Origin of the sequence: Micromonospora alfalfae, from assembly GCF_022230925.1 — a bacterium.
Lineage (GTDB): Bacteria > Actinomycetota > Actinomycetes > Mycobacteriales > Micromonosporaceae > Micromonospora > Micromonospora alfalfae.
This window is the reverse complement of the sequence record NZ_JAKKFH010000008.1, coordinates 128689-143924: the sequence shown is the minus strand read 5'-3', so window position 1 is coordinate 143924 and position 15236 is coordinate 128689. Positions and strand designations below refer to the sequence as shown.

General features: G+C 71.0%; 17 protein-coding genes. 5 read left to right on the top strand and 12 right to left on the bottom strand.

What is annotated here, in order from left to right; genetic code table 11:
• Positions 1–201: 201 nt before the first annotated feature.
• The gene (locus MED01_RS07315; RefSeq protein WP_238667739.1) at positions 202–795 is read right to left on the bottom strand and encodes a DUF4240 domain-containing protein; all 594 of its coding nucleotides are present in this window, start codon (positions 793–795) and stop codon (positions 202–204) included.
• A 257-nt stretch (positions 796–1052) separates the two neighbouring features.
• A complete protein-coding gene (locus tag MED01_RS07310) occupies positions 1053–1523 on the bottom strand; it encodes a GNAT family N-acetyltransferase (protein ID WP_238667738.1) in 471 nt (156 codons plus the stop codon).
• 86 nt (positions 1524–1609) lie between these two features.
• On the opposite strand from MED01_RS07310, the gene MED01_RS07305 reads away from it, so the two are divergent.
• Complete coding sequence (locus MED01_RS07305; RefSeq protein ID WP_274525383.1) at positions 1610–2191, top strand: low temperature requirement protein A; 582 nt, start codon at positions 1610–1612, stop codon at positions 2189–2191.
• A gap of 299 nt (positions 2192–2490) precedes the next feature.
• Positions 2491–3384, top strand: coding sequence for a sigma-70 family RNA polymerase sigma factor (locus tag MED01_RS07300; RefSeq protein WP_238667736.1), 894 nt, complete (start codon positions 2491–2493; stop codon positions 3382–3384).
• A gap of 60 nt (positions 3385–3444) precedes the next feature.
• Here MED01_RS07300 and MED01_RS07295 read toward each other — a convergent pair whose 3' ends face one another.
• Positions 3445–3828 carry an ankyrin repeat domain-containing protein gene (locus tag MED01_RS07295; RefSeq protein WP_238667735.1) on the bottom strand — a complete coding sequence of 128 codons (384 nt, stop codon included), beginning with the start codon at positions 3826–3828 and terminating at the stop codon, positions 3445–3447.
• A gap of 108 nt (positions 3829–3936) precedes the next feature.
• Here MED01_RS07295 and MED01_RS07290 point away from each other — a divergent pair, with 108 nt between their 5' ends.
• Entirely contained in the window at positions 3937–4836 is a 900-nt protein-coding gene (locus MED01_RS07290; RefSeq protein WP_238667734.1) for an ABC transporter substrate-binding protein, read from the top strand.
• A 70-nt stretch (positions 4837–4906) separates the two neighbouring features.
• On the opposite strand, the gene MED01_RS07285 is transcribed toward MED01_RS07290, so the two are convergent.
• From MED01_RS07285 to MED01_RS07265, 5 genes are read right to left on the bottom strand one after another with little or no spacing between them, the layout of a single operon-like run.
• Positions 4907–5587, bottom strand: a complete 681-nt coding sequence (locus MED01_RS07285; protein WP_238667733.1) for an ABC transporter ATP-binding protein — start codon at positions 5585–5587, stop codon at positions 4907–4909.
• Complete coding sequence (locus MED01_RS07280; protein WP_238667732.1) at positions 5584–6591, bottom strand: ABC transporter ATP-binding protein; 1008 nt, start codon at positions 6589–6591, stop codon at positions 5584–5586. Before MED01_RS07280 ends, MED01_RS07285 begins: the two co-directional genes overlap by 4 nt.
• Positions 6588–7472: an ABC transporter permease gene (locus MED01_RS07275; protein WP_238667731.1), complete on the bottom strand. Its 885-nt coding sequence runs from the start codon at positions 7470–7472 to the stop codon at positions 6588–6590. Before MED01_RS07275 ends, MED01_RS07280 begins: the two co-directional genes overlap by 4 nt.
• A complete protein-coding gene (locus tag MED01_RS07270) occupies positions 7465–8484 on the bottom strand; it encodes an ABC transporter permease (protein WP_238667730.1) in 1020 nt (339 codons plus the stop codon). Before MED01_RS07270 ends, MED01_RS07275 begins: the two co-directional genes overlap by 8 nt.
• Entirely contained in the window at positions 8454–10043 is a 1590-nt protein-coding gene (locus tag MED01_RS07265) for an ABC transporter substrate-binding protein (RefSeq protein ID WP_238668139.1), read from the bottom strand. The genes MED01_RS07270 and MED01_RS07265 overlap by 31 nt, the downstream gene beginning before the upstream one ends.
• Before the next feature lie 188 nt (positions 10044–10231).
• On the opposite strand from MED01_RS07265, the gene MED01_RS07260 reads away from it, so the two are divergent.
• Positions 10232–10747 (top strand): signal peptidase II, encoded by a 516-nt coding sequence (locus MED01_RS07260; RefSeq protein WP_238667729.1) that lies wholly within the window; start codon positions 10232–10234, stop codon positions 10745–10747.
• Here the strand turns inward: MED01_RS07260 and MED01_RS07255 are convergent.
• Genes MED01_RS07255 through MED01_RS07240 form a run of 4 tightly spaced genes read right to left on the bottom strand, consistent with a single transcriptional unit; the run spans position 10736 to position 14265 of the window.
• Complete coding sequence (locus tag MED01_RS07255) at positions 10736–11368, bottom strand: LutC/YkgG family protein (RefSeq protein ID WP_238667728.1); 633 nt, start codon at positions 11366–11368, stop codon at positions 10736–10738. The genes MED01_RS07260 and MED01_RS07255 overlap by 12 nt on opposite strands.
• Entirely contained in the window at positions 11365–12810 is a 1446-nt protein-coding gene (locus MED01_RS07250) for a LutB/LldF family L-lactate oxidation iron-sulfur protein (RefSeq protein WP_238667727.1), read from the bottom strand. Before MED01_RS07250 ends, MED01_RS07255 begins: the two co-directional genes overlap by 4 nt.
• Positions 12807–13517, bottom strand: a complete 711-nt coding sequence (locus MED01_RS07245) for a (Fe-S)-binding protein (protein WP_238667726.1) — start codon at positions 13515–13517, stop codon at positions 12807–12809. Before MED01_RS07245 ends, MED01_RS07250 begins: the two co-directional genes overlap by 4 nt.
• Before the next feature lie 28 nt (positions 13518–13545).
• The gene (locus MED01_RS07240; protein ID WP_238667725.1) at positions 13546–14265 is read right to left on the bottom strand and encodes a GntR family transcriptional regulator; all 720 of its coding nucleotides are present in this window, start codon (positions 14263–14265) and stop codon (positions 13546–13548) included.
• A gap of 112 nt (positions 14266–14377) precedes the next feature.
• Here MED01_RS07240 and MED01_RS07235 point away from each other — a divergent pair, with 112 nt between their 5' ends.
• Positions 14378–15217, top strand: coding sequence for a fumarylacetoacetate hydrolase family protein (locus MED01_RS07235; protein ID WP_238667724.1), 840 nt, complete (start codon positions 14378–14380; stop codon positions 15215–15217).
• Positions 15218–15236 lie beyond the last annotated feature (19 nt).

The window sequence follows — 15236 nt, the reverse complement described above, 5'->3', positions numbered from 1 at the left end:
CGGGTGAGCTATTTGGGTCGGCCGCGGTTCCGTCATTCGAGACACCGATCCCACGGGCAATGTCCTGAGCAGGCCCTTCAGGCCGGAGACCTCTTCGGCGCACCCAAAGGCGTCAGCGTCCCCGCCCCGGGGAGGCGGTAGGGCGGTGTCCGCTCATGTCGACGAGCGCGTGTGAGACCCGAGGTAGTCGACCGTCTGCCTTCAGATGTTCAAAAGTGGCCCGTTTGCTGCGTGTCCGAGGCTCATGGATGGAAATAGCGCACTGAGCCGCGGGAGGCGCCGGCTCATCTCGGTCTCGTCGTCGAAGGCCCACCGGTCCCCGGTGGGCGCCGGGTCTTCCGGATAGTCGTGGTGGAGTGCCCGCAACGCGTCGATGATGCCCTCGCTCTCACCGGTCGCTGTGTCATACGCCTGACGGCTGACATAGTTGAGGGCCTCCCACTCCGGCCAGTCAACGTCGGTCCACTGGTCCACCCTCATAGTGGCCAGCCGGCGCACCTGCGGGACCTCGGCGAGCGCGTCGGGGTCGGCGGTGAGGCGGTCGAAGCTGTCCCGGCCGAGACCGACAAGCCACGGTAGGAAATACCAGAAGCCGTCGCCGGAGCACAGTCCGGACGTGATCCGATATGCGGCGGCCCACATCGTCCACGTCTCGGCCCGGCGGCGCGCCGCGGTGAAGGCGACGTCGAACTCCACGATCTCGGCCGGCGTCCGGGCCGCGAGCCGACACTCGATCCACCCTGCCCGGTCCGCGTGCCCCGCAGAATCCTCGATCAAGGACCAGAAGTCACTCACGCCGGGACGATAGCTGTGGCCAAGAGGCAGCACCCCGGCGGGCTCAGCGAGCCTTGAAACCATCCCCAACCGGCGCTACTGCACCGCGCCGATCCATATCTCGGATCAACCGACATGGACCTCGGGGCAGTACGTCAATGGCTCGACCACCGAGACGACGCCGATCGACCGGCCGCGCACGGATCTGCCGCCGACCGTGCACGCTGGTGGTGTAATCGCAACTGCGTCTACGCGATCGAGAGCGGCCGCCGTTCTCGTCAGAGAAGTAGCTCGTAGCGGCTGACAAGCGTTCGGGTGCCGCCGCCGGAACGCTGACCGGGAGCGCCGCCGACTTCGACGTCACCGCGGTGGTGAAAGCCGGCGGCCTCGTAGTAGGCGCGCAAGCCGGGATTGGTGGCCACGCAGTCGAGCCGTAGCACGGCGGCGTCGTGGGCGCGTGCCCGATCCGCGGCCCAGGTCAGGATGGCGCTGCCGGTACCGGCAGCCCACCTTTCCACCGCCATCCGGTGCAGGTAGCCGGCTCGACCCAAGCAGTCGCTCCATACGGGATCGGACCAGTCGAGCGTCACCGTGCCCGCGGTGCGACCGTTGGCACGTACCAACCAGGTTTCCCCGCGCTCAACGGCCGGTGTTATCCATTCGGTGACAAACCGGTCGGGCCATTGCTGGATGCCGGCGGCGGTGAGCCAGGCTGCGGCGTGGTCGAGAACCGCCAGGACGTCCACCACGTCCGCGGCCGTCGCACGAACGAACAGCAGATCCCCGTGGATTCGGCTCGTCATGCCACCAGTTTCTCAGCGCCATTCCGGTTCGCTTGTCCCGACCCCGGGCCACGCCAAGCGGAGGGCCGCTGCGACATAGGCTTCTGCCGCTGACAAGGCGCGGCGGTCGTGGACGTGCTTCCCCATCGACCGATGCGGCTGCGGGAGCCAGCGCTGGCGCCAAGCAGGTCCCGCTGGTCATCGGGGTGCTCTACATTGCCTTGGGCATGGAGCAGGTACTTGATCAACTGGCGCACGAGTCGGCCCAGCGCGGAGCCGAGATGCAGCTGAGCTGGATCGCTACGGCCACACTATTTGGCGGAACCGCGCTGTACTTCGGCGCCCGAGCAATCTTCATGAAGGTTGCCGCCGGCTATTCCATCCGGGGGGCGCTCATCGCGGTCGGCCTGGCCGTCCTCCTGATACCTGCCGCCCGGGCTCTGCCCGCGATCGCCGCGCTCGGCCTACTTACCGTCTTCGTGCTCGCCCTGGTCGTTCAGGAATGGGGCAGCCCGCCCGGCTACGACCCACCGCAGGTGGTCGGCGAGGCGCCTGAACGTACTGCAACGGGTGACGTGTTCCGGGGCCGCGGACAGCAGTTCCTATTGCCTCGTCATGCAGCCTTGAACAGGTAGTCGGGGTGGCGGATCTTGGATCTGGTGGCGAATCCGGATTTCGGGCGGGCTCGCTGGTTGCGCCAGCGGATGTAGTCGCCGAGGGCGGGGTCCTGCGAGGCACGCCAGCAGGCAGCCTGACCTCGCATCAAGCCCGATCCGATTACGCCGCCGAGAGTTACACCGAAGAGGTCACTGGTTCGATACCAGCATCGCCCACTCTCAGTTTGCGCAAGTCAGAGGCCGCTTCCCGGCCGTGTCACGTTCGTCGTACCTGAGGGCTCATCTCTGTGGGCCTTGGTGATGGGATGGTGTGACCGATGGACGAGAATGACTGGTTGGCCGCGCGCTTCGAGCAGCACCGACCCCGGCTGCGGGCGGTGGCTTATCGAATGCTCGGTTCGCTGGCTGACGCGGACGACGCTGTTCAGGATGCCTGGTTACGGCTGAGCCGGTCCGACGCGGATCAGATCGACAACCTCGGCGGATGGTTGACCACTGTCGTCGCACGGGAGTGCCTGCACACGTTGCGTTCTCGCCGACGCCGCCGGGAGGTTCCGTTCGCCACGCACCTGCCCGACCTGGTCGTCATCCCGGACGGGGACCTCGACCCCGAGCAGGAGGCGTTGCTGGCCGACTCGGTGAGCTTGGCCCTGCTCGTCGTGCTCGACCAGCTCACTCCTGCTGAGCGGTTGGCGTTCGTGCTGCACGACATGTTCGACCTGCCCTTCGAGGAGATCGCCGGCATCGTGGGCCGCACCCCGGCCGCCGCGCGACAACTCGCCAGCCGGGCACGGCGCCGGGTGCACGGTGCCGAGATCCCTTCAACCGGTCCGGATCTGGCGCGCCAGCGGCAGGTCGTCCGTGCCTTCTACGCGGCTGCGTGGACCGGTGACTTCGACGCCCTCGTGCAGGTCCTCGACCCCGACGTCGTCCTGCGCACCGACTTCGGCACCGCCAGGCCGGCGACCGTCGTTCGCGGCGCGGCGGCCGTGGCCAAGCAGGCGCGCGCACCACGCGGTGGCCAACTGCGCCCCGCCCTGGTCAACGGCGCGATCGGAACGTTGATCAGCCGCGACGGGCAGCCGTTTTCTGTCATGGCCTTCGCTGTCGCGGCCGACAAGATCGTCAGGATCGACGTTGTCCGCGACCCCGACCGCGTCCACCGCCTCGCGTCCGCCCTCCTGAACCAGGCGGAGCGAACAATGGGGTGAATGCCAAGCCTCACTTCCATGAGCTGTGGGTCTGATGCCGCCTGACCGGACGGCGCAGCATCAGGCCAGGGACTCGAGATATTTCTGGGTTTCCCGCTTCTTGAAGTACTGCGCCCAACCCGCCGGCTGCGCGTTGAACCCTGGTTCGCGGGTGGTGTGGTCGGCACCGTGCTCGACCAGCAGGCGCGCGATCGACAGTTCCCCCGCTGCCGCCGCATGGTGCAGGGCGGTGGCCCCGGCGGCGGTGACACCGTTGACGCCGAAGCCAAGATCGATGAGCAGCCGGACCGTTGACCAGTTGCGCGCCTCGGCCATCCGCGTAACCAGGTCTGCATGCCGATCGCACAGTCCAGGGTCGGCGTACAGCATCGACCGCATCGTCGCTTCGTCGGCGGCCTCGGCGGCTTCTTCAAACTGCATTGTGTACTCCTCGCGTGTCTGCACTCGTGCTCATGAGCCCAGACGAGGAGCCGATGTGACAGGGCGAGCCGCCGTGATCTCTCTCTGTCGGGGAGTGGACGTGGTTCGGTCGCGCCTGGTAGGCAGGCCGGTGTGCGAATCGTCTCCCTGTTGCCGGCGGCCACGGACATCGTGGCCATGCTCGGCCTGACCGGGCATCTGGTCGGGCGTACCCACGAGTGTGACTGGCCGCCGGGGGCTCTGGTCGACGTCCCGGCGGTGACCGCGACGTCCCTGCCGGAGACCCTGACGAGCCGGGAGATCTCGGCGGCGATCGCCGGTAACCCGCACCGGGGATCGTCGTTGTACCAGCTCGACGTCGCCGTGCTGGAGGGGTTGAAGCCGGATCTGATCCTGACCCAGGATCTGTGCGACGTGTGTGCGGTCTCCTACGAGCGGGTCAACGACGCGGTTGGTCTGATCGATCTCGACACCACTGTGATGTCCCTGGAGGCGAGGACCATCGCCGGGATCCTCGACACTGTCGATGCCGTGGCCGCGCTGACCGGCACCGAAGGCAGGGCGGCGGAGATCCGAGCCGACGCCGAGCGTCGCCTCGCCGCGTTGCCGGGGTCGGCGCCCGGCGGGCCGACGGTGTTGTTCGTCGAGTGGCTCGACCCGCTGATGCCTGGTGGGCACTGGGTGCCGGAGCAGATCGCCTACGCGGGCGGGCGCTCGCTGCTGCTCGGGCCGGGCGCGCACAGCACCCCGCACCTGTGGTCGGTGGTCGCCGACCTGGCTCCCGAGGTGGTGGTGTTCGGGCCGTGCGGGTTCACGCCTGAGCGAACCTTCGACGAATTGTCCGTGGCGGTCGGGCAACCCGGCTGGGCGGACCTGCCCGCGGTGCGTAACGGGCAGGTGTGGGTGGTCGACGGGCCTGCCTACTTCAACCGCCCCGGCCCGAGGGTCGTCGACGGCGCGGAGATCCTCGCCGGCATCCTCGCCGGCCGCCCCGACTCCCGCGCTCGGCGGGTGCCCCTCGACGTCGGCTGACGCTGCCGCGTCCGAGTGGTGGAGGCCGATCGCCCGTTGCCCCGGCATTCGCACCGCACCGCACCGCGGTTCAGGAGCGTGCCCCCGCTGTGCTGGCGAGGTCGACGATCCGGTCGCTCCAGCGGGCCAGCAGGGTCTGGTCGTGGGTGATGACCAGGACACCGGCCTGCTGGGTCCGCTGGTAGTCGCGGATGACGGCGGCGACGTGCGCCTGGGTTGAGGCGTCGAGCATCGCGGTGGCCTCGTCGCAGAGCAGGTAGTCGGGGCGGTGTACGAGGGCCCGGGCGAGGCAGGCGCGTTGCAGTTGCCCGTCGGACACCGCGTGGGGACGCCGGCTGCGCAGATCCGCTGTGAGGCCGACGAGGTCGGCGAGTTCGGCCACCCGTTCCCGGACCGCCGACTCGGGCGTCCGGGTGGCGCGCAGCGGTTCGGCGATGAGATCGGTGAGGCTCAGTCGAGGATCGGCTGCGGCGCGCGGGCTCTGGAAGAGGGCGGCGACGCGGGTCCGTAGGGCGACCGGCACGGCATACCGAACGGCGTCGACAGGGGTGCCGTCGATGCTGACCCGGCCCTGGTCGGGGCGGTGCAGCAGGGCCAGGACCCGGACCAGTGTCGACTTCCCGCAGCCGGACGGCCCGCGCAGTCCGACCGTCTCTCCCCGGCCGATCCGCACTGTGACGTCGTCGAGGACCACCTGGCGGCCGTAGGAGACGCTCACCTCGTCGGCGAGCAGGTGCTGCGCGCTGGTCACGTGGTGGCTCCGGTGGTGGGGATCGGGTGGTGGCAGGCCACTGTGCCGCCACCGGCGACCGGTGTCGGCTGTGGTCGGTCCGCGCAGGTGTCGGTGCGGCGTGGGCAGCGGGGCGCGAACGCGCAGCCCGGGGGCAGCGCGGTGAGCATCGGCGGGTCGCCCGGCACCGGCCGGAAGGCCCGGTCCGGCAGGGCGTCGAGCAGCGCCGAGGCGTACGGGTGGGTCGGCGCGGTGAACAGCTGGTCGGTGGGGCGGTGTTCCACGATGCGGCTGGCGTACATCACGGCGACGGTGTCGGCGACCCGGTGTGCGGCGGCCAGGTCGTGCGTGATGAGCACGACTGCCGCGCCGTTGTCGCAGCGACGGCGCAGCAGGTCGAGGGTGTGGTCCACCAGCGGCCGGTCCAGCCCGGTGGTGGGCTCGTCGGCGATGAGCAGCGACGGGTCGGGCGCCAGTGCGAGCGCGGTGACCAGACGCTGTGCCATGCCACCGGACAGCTCGTGCGGGTAGCGGTCCAGGTCCGCCGGGTCGAGTCCGACATCGACAGCGAGGCGGTCGGCATCGGCGCGGTCGCGGCCGTGCGCCCGCAGCGTCTCGGCGAGCAGTCGCCGTCCGGTGCGGACCGGGTTCAGGGCGGTGGCCGGGCTCTGCGGGACCAGTCCGACCCGGCGCCCGCGTACCCTGCGGGCAAGCTGGCGTTGGCCGCAGGTGACCAGGTCGACCGGGCCGGCGCCGGGGTGGTGCAGCACGGCGTGACCGGTGGTCGTGGCGTTGCCCGGCAGGAGGCCGAGCAGGGCGTGGGCCAGGACGGACTTGCCGCAGCCGGACTCGCCGACGACGGCCAGCAGTTCGCCGGGCCGCACGGTGAGGCTGAGATCGCTGACTGCGCGCACGCGCGCGTCGCGGAGCCGGAACTCGACGCCGAGGCCGTCGACGGCGAGCAGCGGCTGCCGCGCGGCGGCGTGGGGCGACGCCTCGGCGGTAGCGGATTCGGTGGTGGTCACAGGTGCAGCTCCGCTCGGATCCGGGGATCGAGGCGGTCGCGCCAGCGGGCGGCGAGGACCGCGATGGCGAGGGTGACGACCACGATGACAGCGCCCGGTGCCAGGCTGGCCCACCAGGCACCGGTCAGCAGCGACCCCTGGCCGTCGTTGATCATGTTGCCCAGCGAGGCGAGGTGTGGCGGCAGGCCGAGCCCGAGGAACGACAGCGCGGTCTCGTGCCACACCGCGTGCGGGATCATCAGGGTGGTCGCCAGGGCCAGCCGGGGCAGGACGTGCGGCAGCAGGTGCCGGGTGAGGACCCGGAGCCGGCCGGCTCCGCCGCTGATGGCGGCGTCGACGAACGGTCGGGTCCGCAGGCTCAACAACTCGGATCGGACGATGCGGGCGGTGGAGAGCCAGTGGGTGAGCCCGACGGAGGCGATCACGGCACCGAGGCTGGGACGCAGCATGGCGACGATGAAGATGCCCAGCAGCAGGTGCGGCATCGCGGCGATGGTGTCCACGATCCGCATCAGGATCCGGTCGACCCGGCCGCCGAGCGTGCCGGCGATCCCGCCCACCACGCCCCCGAGGACTGTGGCGACGAGCGCGGCGACCGCGCCGACGAGCAGCGAGACCCGCAGCCCGTAGACGGCGCGGTGCGCCACGTCGCGGCCCAGGTCGTCGGTGCCGGCGAGGTGGGCCCAGGAGGGCGCCAACCGGGTCTGGTCCAGTGCGACAGCGCTCTGGTCGAGCGGCCAGACGAGCGGAGCGAGCAGCGAGCCGGCGACGGCCACCAGCAGGACCAGGCCGGCCGCGACGGCGCCGGCCCGGCCGGAGCGCAGCCGCAGCCGCGACCGGGCCACCCGGAGCAGCGGCGGTCGGGCAGCGAGGTCAGCCATCGAGTCGTACCCTCGGGTCCGCGGCGGCGTAGGCGAGGTCGGTCGCGAGGTTCGCGGCCAGCACCACCGCTGTGGTGACCAGCGTGATCGCCGCCAGCAGCGGAAAGTCGCTGCCCAGCGCGGCGGCGACAGTGACGGCGCCGAGGCCCGGCAGCGAGAAGACCGTCTCGACCAGCACCGCCCCGCCGACCAGTTCGGGCAGGTGGGTGCCGACCAGGGTGAGGAACGGCAGCAGCGCGGTCCGCAGCGCGTGTCCGAACAGCACCGTCCGACCGGGCAACCCGCGGGCCCGCGCCGCGAGCACGTGGTCGTCGCGCATGCTCTCCGCGACAGCGTCCCGGACGAACAGCACGAACCACGGCGCCTGCGACACGGCCAACACCCCGACCGGCAGGATCAGGTGGTGGGCCACATCGGACCAGGACGTGCTGGTCGCTGTGACGTCGGTGAGCCCGCCCGCCGGCAACCAGCCCAGGGCCAGCGCGAACACGGCGATCGCGGCCAGGCCCAGCCAGAAGACCGGCATCGACTGCACCGCGTACGCGGCCGCCCGCAACGCGCGGTCGAACACACCACCGCGCCGGTACGCCGCCAGCGCGCCCAGCAGCAGGCTCGCGACCAGGACCAGGGCGAGGGACACACCGATCAGGAGCAGCGTCCAGCCGGCCCGGGCGGCGAGCACCGAGGCGACCGGTTCGTGGCGGCTGGTCGACCAACCCAGGTCGCCCTGCACCAGGTTGCTGATCCAACGCAGGTACTGCACCGGCAGGGGATCGTCGATGCCCCAGTTCGCGCGCAGTTGGGCCAGGTTCTCCTCGCTGGCGGTGAAGGCCGCAGCGCCCGCGTACTGCTTCGCCGGGTCGACCGGCGAGGCGGCGCCGAGGGCGAACATCCCGACGCTGGTCGCGGCGAGCACCGGCACGGCGATCAGGAGCCGACGCCGGACCACCGCGCCGGCCCCGGCCAGTCGGCCGGAGCGGGTCACGACCGCGTCCAGGTGTCGATGTTCCACCAGAGGCTGTTCGCCACCCCGTGCTCGTGCGCCTCGACCCGCGGCGCCACACCCTCAACCGAGGACTTCAGCACGTAGGTGTGCCGCAGGTAGGTGAGGAACAGCCACGGTACGTCGACGGCCAACTGCTTCTGGAACTGCGCGTACGCGGCCTTGCGAAGGGCGGGGTCGATCTGGTCGCGGCCCTCCTGCAGGGCGCGGTCGGCGACGTCGGAGCGGTATGAGCCGGGGTTGAAGTAGCCCTGCCCCGCGAACGTCGAGCCGAACAGCTTGTACGAGACGAAGTCCGGGTCGTACGGCGTGCCGTAGCCCATCAGCAGGGCGTCGGACTTCATCCGTGGGTCGATGGCGTCCCAGGTGAGGCCCGCCGGAGTGACCTCGATGCCGACCTTCTTCGCGTCGGCGGTGACGGCGAGGGCCAGGTCCTTGCGCAGCGTGTCGCTCGCCGGGTACATCAGCGTGAACCGGGCCGGCCGGCCGTCCTTGACGCGCACCCCGCCGGGGCCGGGGGTCCAGCCGGCCGCGTCGAGCAGCGCTCCGGCCGATGTCGGGTCGGCGGTGGGTCTGCCGATGATCGACGGGTCGGCGAACTCGGAGGTCGGCGGGATCGGCCCGAACGCCGGTTCGCCGGCGCCACCGAGGAGCCCGGCCACCATCGCGGCCCGGTCGACGGCCAGGTTGAGCGCTCGGCGGACCGCCGGGTCGGCGAGGATCGGGTTGCCCGTCGGCAGCATCACGCCGCGGTAGTCGGCGGTCGGCGCCCGCTGCACCCGGTACGTGGTGTCGGCGTCGAAACCGGAGGCCAGCTTCGGCGGCAGTTCCGCGGCGTCGAACTCGCCGGCGCGCATCCGCTGGGCGCGGACGTTGTCGTCGGCGACGAACGCGACCACCACCCGGTTGTTCTTCGGCCGGCCACCGAAGTAGCGCTCGTTGGCGGTGAGCACCAGGCGGTCGCCCGGGGTCCAGGAGTCGACCCGGTACGGCCCGGTCCCGATCGGCTTGCGGTTGAACGGTGCGGTGTTGATGTCCTGCCCGCTGAGCAGTTTCGCCGGCACGATGCCGAGGGTGAGCCGCTGCAGGAACGGCGCGTACGGGTAGCGCAGCCGGAACACGACAGTGGCCGCGTCGGGCGCGGTCACCGACTCCACCATGTCCAGGTCGGAGCGGAGCGTCGAGTCGACGGTCGGATCCAGCACGGCCTGGTACGTGAAGACGACGTCCTGGGCGGTCAGCGGGGTGCCGTCGTGGAACTGCACGCCGTCGCGGAGCTTCGCGGTCACTGTGCGGCCATCGGGTGACAGCTGCGGCAGCGCCGTGGACAGGCCGGCGACGAGGCGGTTGTCGTCGTCGCGGCTGACGAGGCCGTCGAAGATCAGTGAGGCGCCGTCGACGCCGTAGTTGAGCACCGGGTTCAACGCGTCCGGCTCGTCGGAGGTGGCGACGACCAGTGTTGCGCCGCCGGATGAGCCGTCGGGGTTGGCCGGGGCCGAACATCCGGCGAGGACGAGCATCCCCGCCGCCGCGGTCGCCGCCGTGAGGCGTCGGAAGGTCGGACGCATCCGGGTCACAGAGGGCTCCTGTGGTGTGGGGAGGAATCGTTTGTCGGGTGGGCGCGACGCCGACCCCGTTGATCATCACGGTGACACAGTTGCCACTCTTTGGCAATTACCAAACGTAGGCATCTTCTGGTTGATCAGGAGCCATTCGTCGGTGGTGACGGTCATCGGCGACCGGCTAGGGTTCCGGAATGTTCCGCGCCGTCGTGTTGATCGCTGCTGTGGTGCTCGCCGCGGATCAGCTCACCAAGTACTGGGCCGAGTCCGCGCTCTCCGGCGGGCAGACCATCACCGTTCTCGGTGACCTGCTGCAACTGCGACTCCTGTACAACCCGGGCGCCGCCTTCTCGATCGGGTCCGCGTACACCTGGATCTTCGCGGTGGTCGCGGCGGCGGCGGTGGTCGCGGTGACGGTCGTGGCGTGGCGGGTCACGTCGCGCGCCTGGGCGGTGGCGTTGGGCCTGGTGCTCGGCGGCGCGGCGACGCACCTGCTGGACCGCCTCCTCCGGGAGCCGGGGTTCGCTCGCGGGCACGTGGTGGACTTCATCGACTACGCCGGGTTCTTCGTCGGCAACGTCGCCGACATCGCCCTGGTGGTCGGCGTGGGCATCGTCATGCTGCTCAACGTGCGCGGCACTCCGCTGCGCGCGACCGCCACCCCCGGCGAGAGCCGCAGCGACGAGCAGCGGTCCTCGTCAGACGCCTGAGCCGCCCGCTGGAACGACTTCGTCGTCCGGGCTGATCAGGACGACCTCCAGCCGGCGCGGGCCGTGCACTCCCTCCACACGGTTGAGTTCGATGTCGCTGGTGGCGGACGGGCCGGAGATCCAGGTCAGCGGGGCGTGCGGGTCCAGTCGGGTGAGCGCCTCCGGCAGCAGACCGACGACCTGGTCGGTGCGGACGACGCAGATGTGCCGGTCGGGCACCAGGGTGAGCGCGCGCCGCCCCTGCGTCGGGCCGGCGTCCAGGATGATGGTGCCCGTGTCGGCGACCACGACGGCGCAGCCGGTCAGGACCGCGTCCAGGTCGTCGAGCGCTGCCGGTGACAGCGGGGGCGCGTCGCGGTGCACCTCTCCGGCGTAACCGGCCAGCCAGTTCGCGGGGACGTCAGTGGGAACGGCGAGCCGGTCGACAGCGCCGAGCAGTCGGGGCAGGGCGTCGATGCCCCTGTGGACGACGGCCCGGTAGTCCTCCAGGCGGTCGACCAGGGTTTCGATCACGTCGGAGCGGTGGTCGACCCGGCGGTACCCGCGGGGCACCTGCACCGGCGGCGGGCTGTCGGCCAGCGCGGTCCGGAGCCGCGCCAGGATCTCGTCACGGGCGCTCACTGCTTTCCCCACCATTCCCTGAAGGTCTGCGGCGCGGGCAACGGCAGGTCGCGCGACCGGGTCCACGCCGAGGCGGGCCAGGGCAGTCGCCGCAGCGTTCGAGCGCCGGTGCGCCGTTCACGGTACGCCCCGAGCGGCCCCGCGCCGGCCCGAGCCAGGCGCAGGGCGGCGGCCCACCGTCGGGGGCTGCGCATCACCCAGGACAGGACGCGCATGGCGGCCCGTTCGACGGGCGGGTGCGGTGCCTGCTGGCGGAGATGAACCAGGATCTCCGGGATGTTGATCTTCACGGGACAGACGTCGTAGCAGGCGCCGCAGAGGGTCGACGCGTACGGCAACGAGGCATTGTCGGCCACACCGGTCAACTGCGGCGACAGGATCGCCCCGATCGGCCCCGGATACACCGAGCCGTACGCGTGCCCGCCGGCCCGCTCGTACACCGGGCAGACGTTGAGGCACGCGGAGCAGCGGATGCACGACAACGCCGGCCGCCCGACCGGGTCGGCGAGCACCGCGGACCGGCCATTGTCGACGAGCACGATGTGCACGTCCTGCGGGCCGTCGCCGGGGGTGACGCCGGTCCACATCGAGGTGTACGGGTTCATCCGCTCGCCGGTCGAGGATCGCGGCAGCAGTTGCAGGAAGACCTCCAGGTCGGTGAAGGTCGGCAGCAGCTTCTCGACGCCGACGACGCTGATCAGCGTCTCGGGGAGGGTGAGGCACATGCGGCCGTTGCCCTCGGACTCCACCACCACGAGTGTGCCGGTGTCGGCGACGGCGAAGTTGGCGCCGGAGACGGCGACCCGGGCCGAGAGAAAACGCCGTCGCAGGTGGGCGCGGGCCGCCTCGGCCAGCGCGGCCGGTTCGTCGCTCAGGTCGGCCGGCGCGTCGGCCATGCGACGTTGGAAGATCTCCCGGATCTGGGCCCGGTTGTAGTGGATCGCCGGCACCAGGATGTGCGAGGGGGTGTCGTCGCCAAGCTGCACGATCAGTTCCGCCAGGTCGGTCTCGTACGCGGCGATCCCGGCGGCCTCCAGCGCCTCGTTGAGCTCGATCTCCTGGGTCGCCATCGACTTGACCTTCACGACCTCGTCGGCCCCGGTGGCCCGGGTCAACGCGACAACGATCCGGCACGCCTCGGCCGCGTCGCGGGCCCAGTGCACCGTGGCGCCGGCAGCGGTGGCGGACGCCTCGAACTGCTCCAGCAGCTCCGGCAGGCGACGTTGGACGTCCGCCTTGATCGCCGAGCCGGCGTCCCGCAGGGCCTCCCAGTCGGGTACCTCGTCGACGACCCGTGCTCGCTTGGCGCGGATGGTGCGGGTGGCCCTGTGCAGGTTGGCCCGGAGTTGCGTGTCGGCGACGGCCGGCTTGGCGGCGGTGGGGAACGGCAGCGGGGTGCGGATCCGCCCGCCCCCGGTGGCGGGTGCGACCGGATGGCTCATGAGAGGGCTCCCGTCTCGGCGAGAATCTCGGCGTAGTGCACGGCCCGTACGCCCGAGCGGTGGCGGTCGAGACCGCCACCGATGTGCGCCAGGCAGGAGTTGTCGGCCGCGGCGAGCACCCGCGCGCCGGTGTCGCGGACCCGGGCGCACTTGTCGGTGAGCATCGCTGTGGAGACGTCCGGGTTCTTCAGTGCGAACGTGCCGCCGAAACCGCAGCACTCCTCGGCGTCGCCCAGCTCGACCAGCTTGATCCCGCGCACCTGGCGCAGCAGGGTCAGCGGCCGGTCGCCGAGGCGCAACATGCGCAGGCCGTGGCAGGTCGGGTGGTAGGTGACCGTCTCCGGGAACTCCGCGCCGACGTCGGTGACGCCGAGAACGTCGACGAGCAACTCGGACAGCTCGTACGTGCGGGCGGCCACCGAGGTGGCGGCCGGGTGCAGGCGCGGGTACTGGTCGCGGATCATCGCGGTGCACGACCCGGACGGCGCGACGATGGCGTCGTAGGAGTCGAAGACGTCGACGTAGTTGCGCACCATCGGCATGGCCTCGGCCCGGTAACCAGTATTGGCGTGCATCTGCCCGCAGCAGGTCTGCTCGGCGGGGAAGTCGACTGTGTGGCCGAGTCGCCGCAGGATGCGGGTGACCGCGATGCCGGTGGCCGGGAACGCGAGGTCGTTGACGCAGGTGATGAAGAGGGCGATCCGCACGGCGGCTCCTCGGATGGGTGGGGGTGGGTCACGCCGAGTCGCGCGGTGTCGCGGGGACGGGGAGCTGGTCGAAGGCGGGCAGGTGACGCTCCCGGGCGGCGCTGAGGTGGGAGCGCATCGCCCCGGTGGCGGCTGCCGCGTCACCGGCGACGATGGCGGCGGCGATGCGCTGGTGCTCGGTGTTGGTGTCCGCCGCGCCGGCGACCGGGAAGTACAGCCGGTGCAGGTGCAGGTGTGAGTGCAGCCGCGTGATGCTGTCGCGCAGCAGCGGGCTGCCGGAGACCTCGGCGATCAGGTCGTGGAACCTCGCGTCCAGCGCGGTGAACGCGGCGTGCCGGCGATAGCCGTCGCCGGCCTCCACGTCGATGCTCGCCGCCGCCTCGGCACTGATCCGTTGGCGGGCCTCGGCGGAGGCATGGGTGGCGGCCCGTCCGGCGGTGGCGCCCTCCAGCAGTTGGCGCACGTCGAACAGGTCGTCGAACTCGGTGCGGCTCAGCAGCGGCGTGGTGGTGTAGCCGGAGAGCGGGCGTTTCCGGACCAGGCCGTCGGCCTCCAGCCGGGCGAGGGCCTCGCGGACCGGGGTGGGGGAGACGTCCAGCTCCCGGGCCAGCGCGTCGATGTTGACCCGCTCGCCGGGGGGAAGGATGTGGTCCATGACCAGCGTCTTTATCGACTCGTAGACGTCCTCGGTGAGGGTGAGTCGCCGGGCGGGACGAAGTCGACCCTCGCGAGGTTCCTGCTGGGCCATCTCGTCTCCTCAGCAAGCCCTTGACTGTGCCGGTGTGAGCGAGTACACACGAGCCAAACAACATCCTATAGGAAATTGGGTCCTTTGCGACCCATGCGCTGGAGGTCGGTTCGTGAGATTCATGCGCGTCGGGCCCGTGGGGCGGGAACGCCCCGTGCTGTACGTCGACGGGCGGCACTTCGACCTCTCGTCGCTCACCGTCGACATCGACGGCGAGTTCCTTGCCGGCGACGGCGTCCGGCGGGCCCGCGAGGCCACCGACCTGCCCGAGATCGACGTCACCGGTCAGCGGGTCGGCGCGCCGATCGCCCGGCCGGGGGTGGTGCTCTGCGTGGGGCAGAACTACGCCGCGCACGCCGCCGAGTCCGGTGCCGCCCCACCGACCGACCCGATCATCTTCTACAAGGCGCCCAACACCGTCGTCGGCCCGTACGACGAGGTTCTGATCCCGCGCGGCTCGACGAAGACCGACTGGGAGGTGGAGCTGGCGGTGGTGATCGGCCGATCGGCCCGCTACCTCGCCTCACCGGCCGACGCCCTCGGGCACATCGCCGGGTACGTGCTGTCCAACGACGTCTCCGAGCGGGACTTCCAGCTCGCGGTCTCCGGCGGCCAGTGGTCGAAGGGCAAGTCCTGTGAGACGTTCCAGCCGCTCGGCCCGTGGCTGGTCACCGCCGACGAGATCGGCGACCCGCAGGCGCTGCGGCTGCGCTCCTGGGTCAACGGCGAGCCCCGCCAGGACTCCAGCACCAAGGACATGATCTTCGACGTGGCGCACCTGGTCTGGCACCTGTCCCAGTACACGGTCCTGGATCCGGGCGACGTCATCAACACGGGCACCCCGCAGGGAGTGGCACTCTCCGGACGCTTTCCGTATCTGGCCGCCGGCGATGTGATGGAGGTCGAGATCGACGGCCTCGGTCGGCAGCGCAACACGCTCCGGGACGCCTGATGCGGTGCGACGGTCTCGT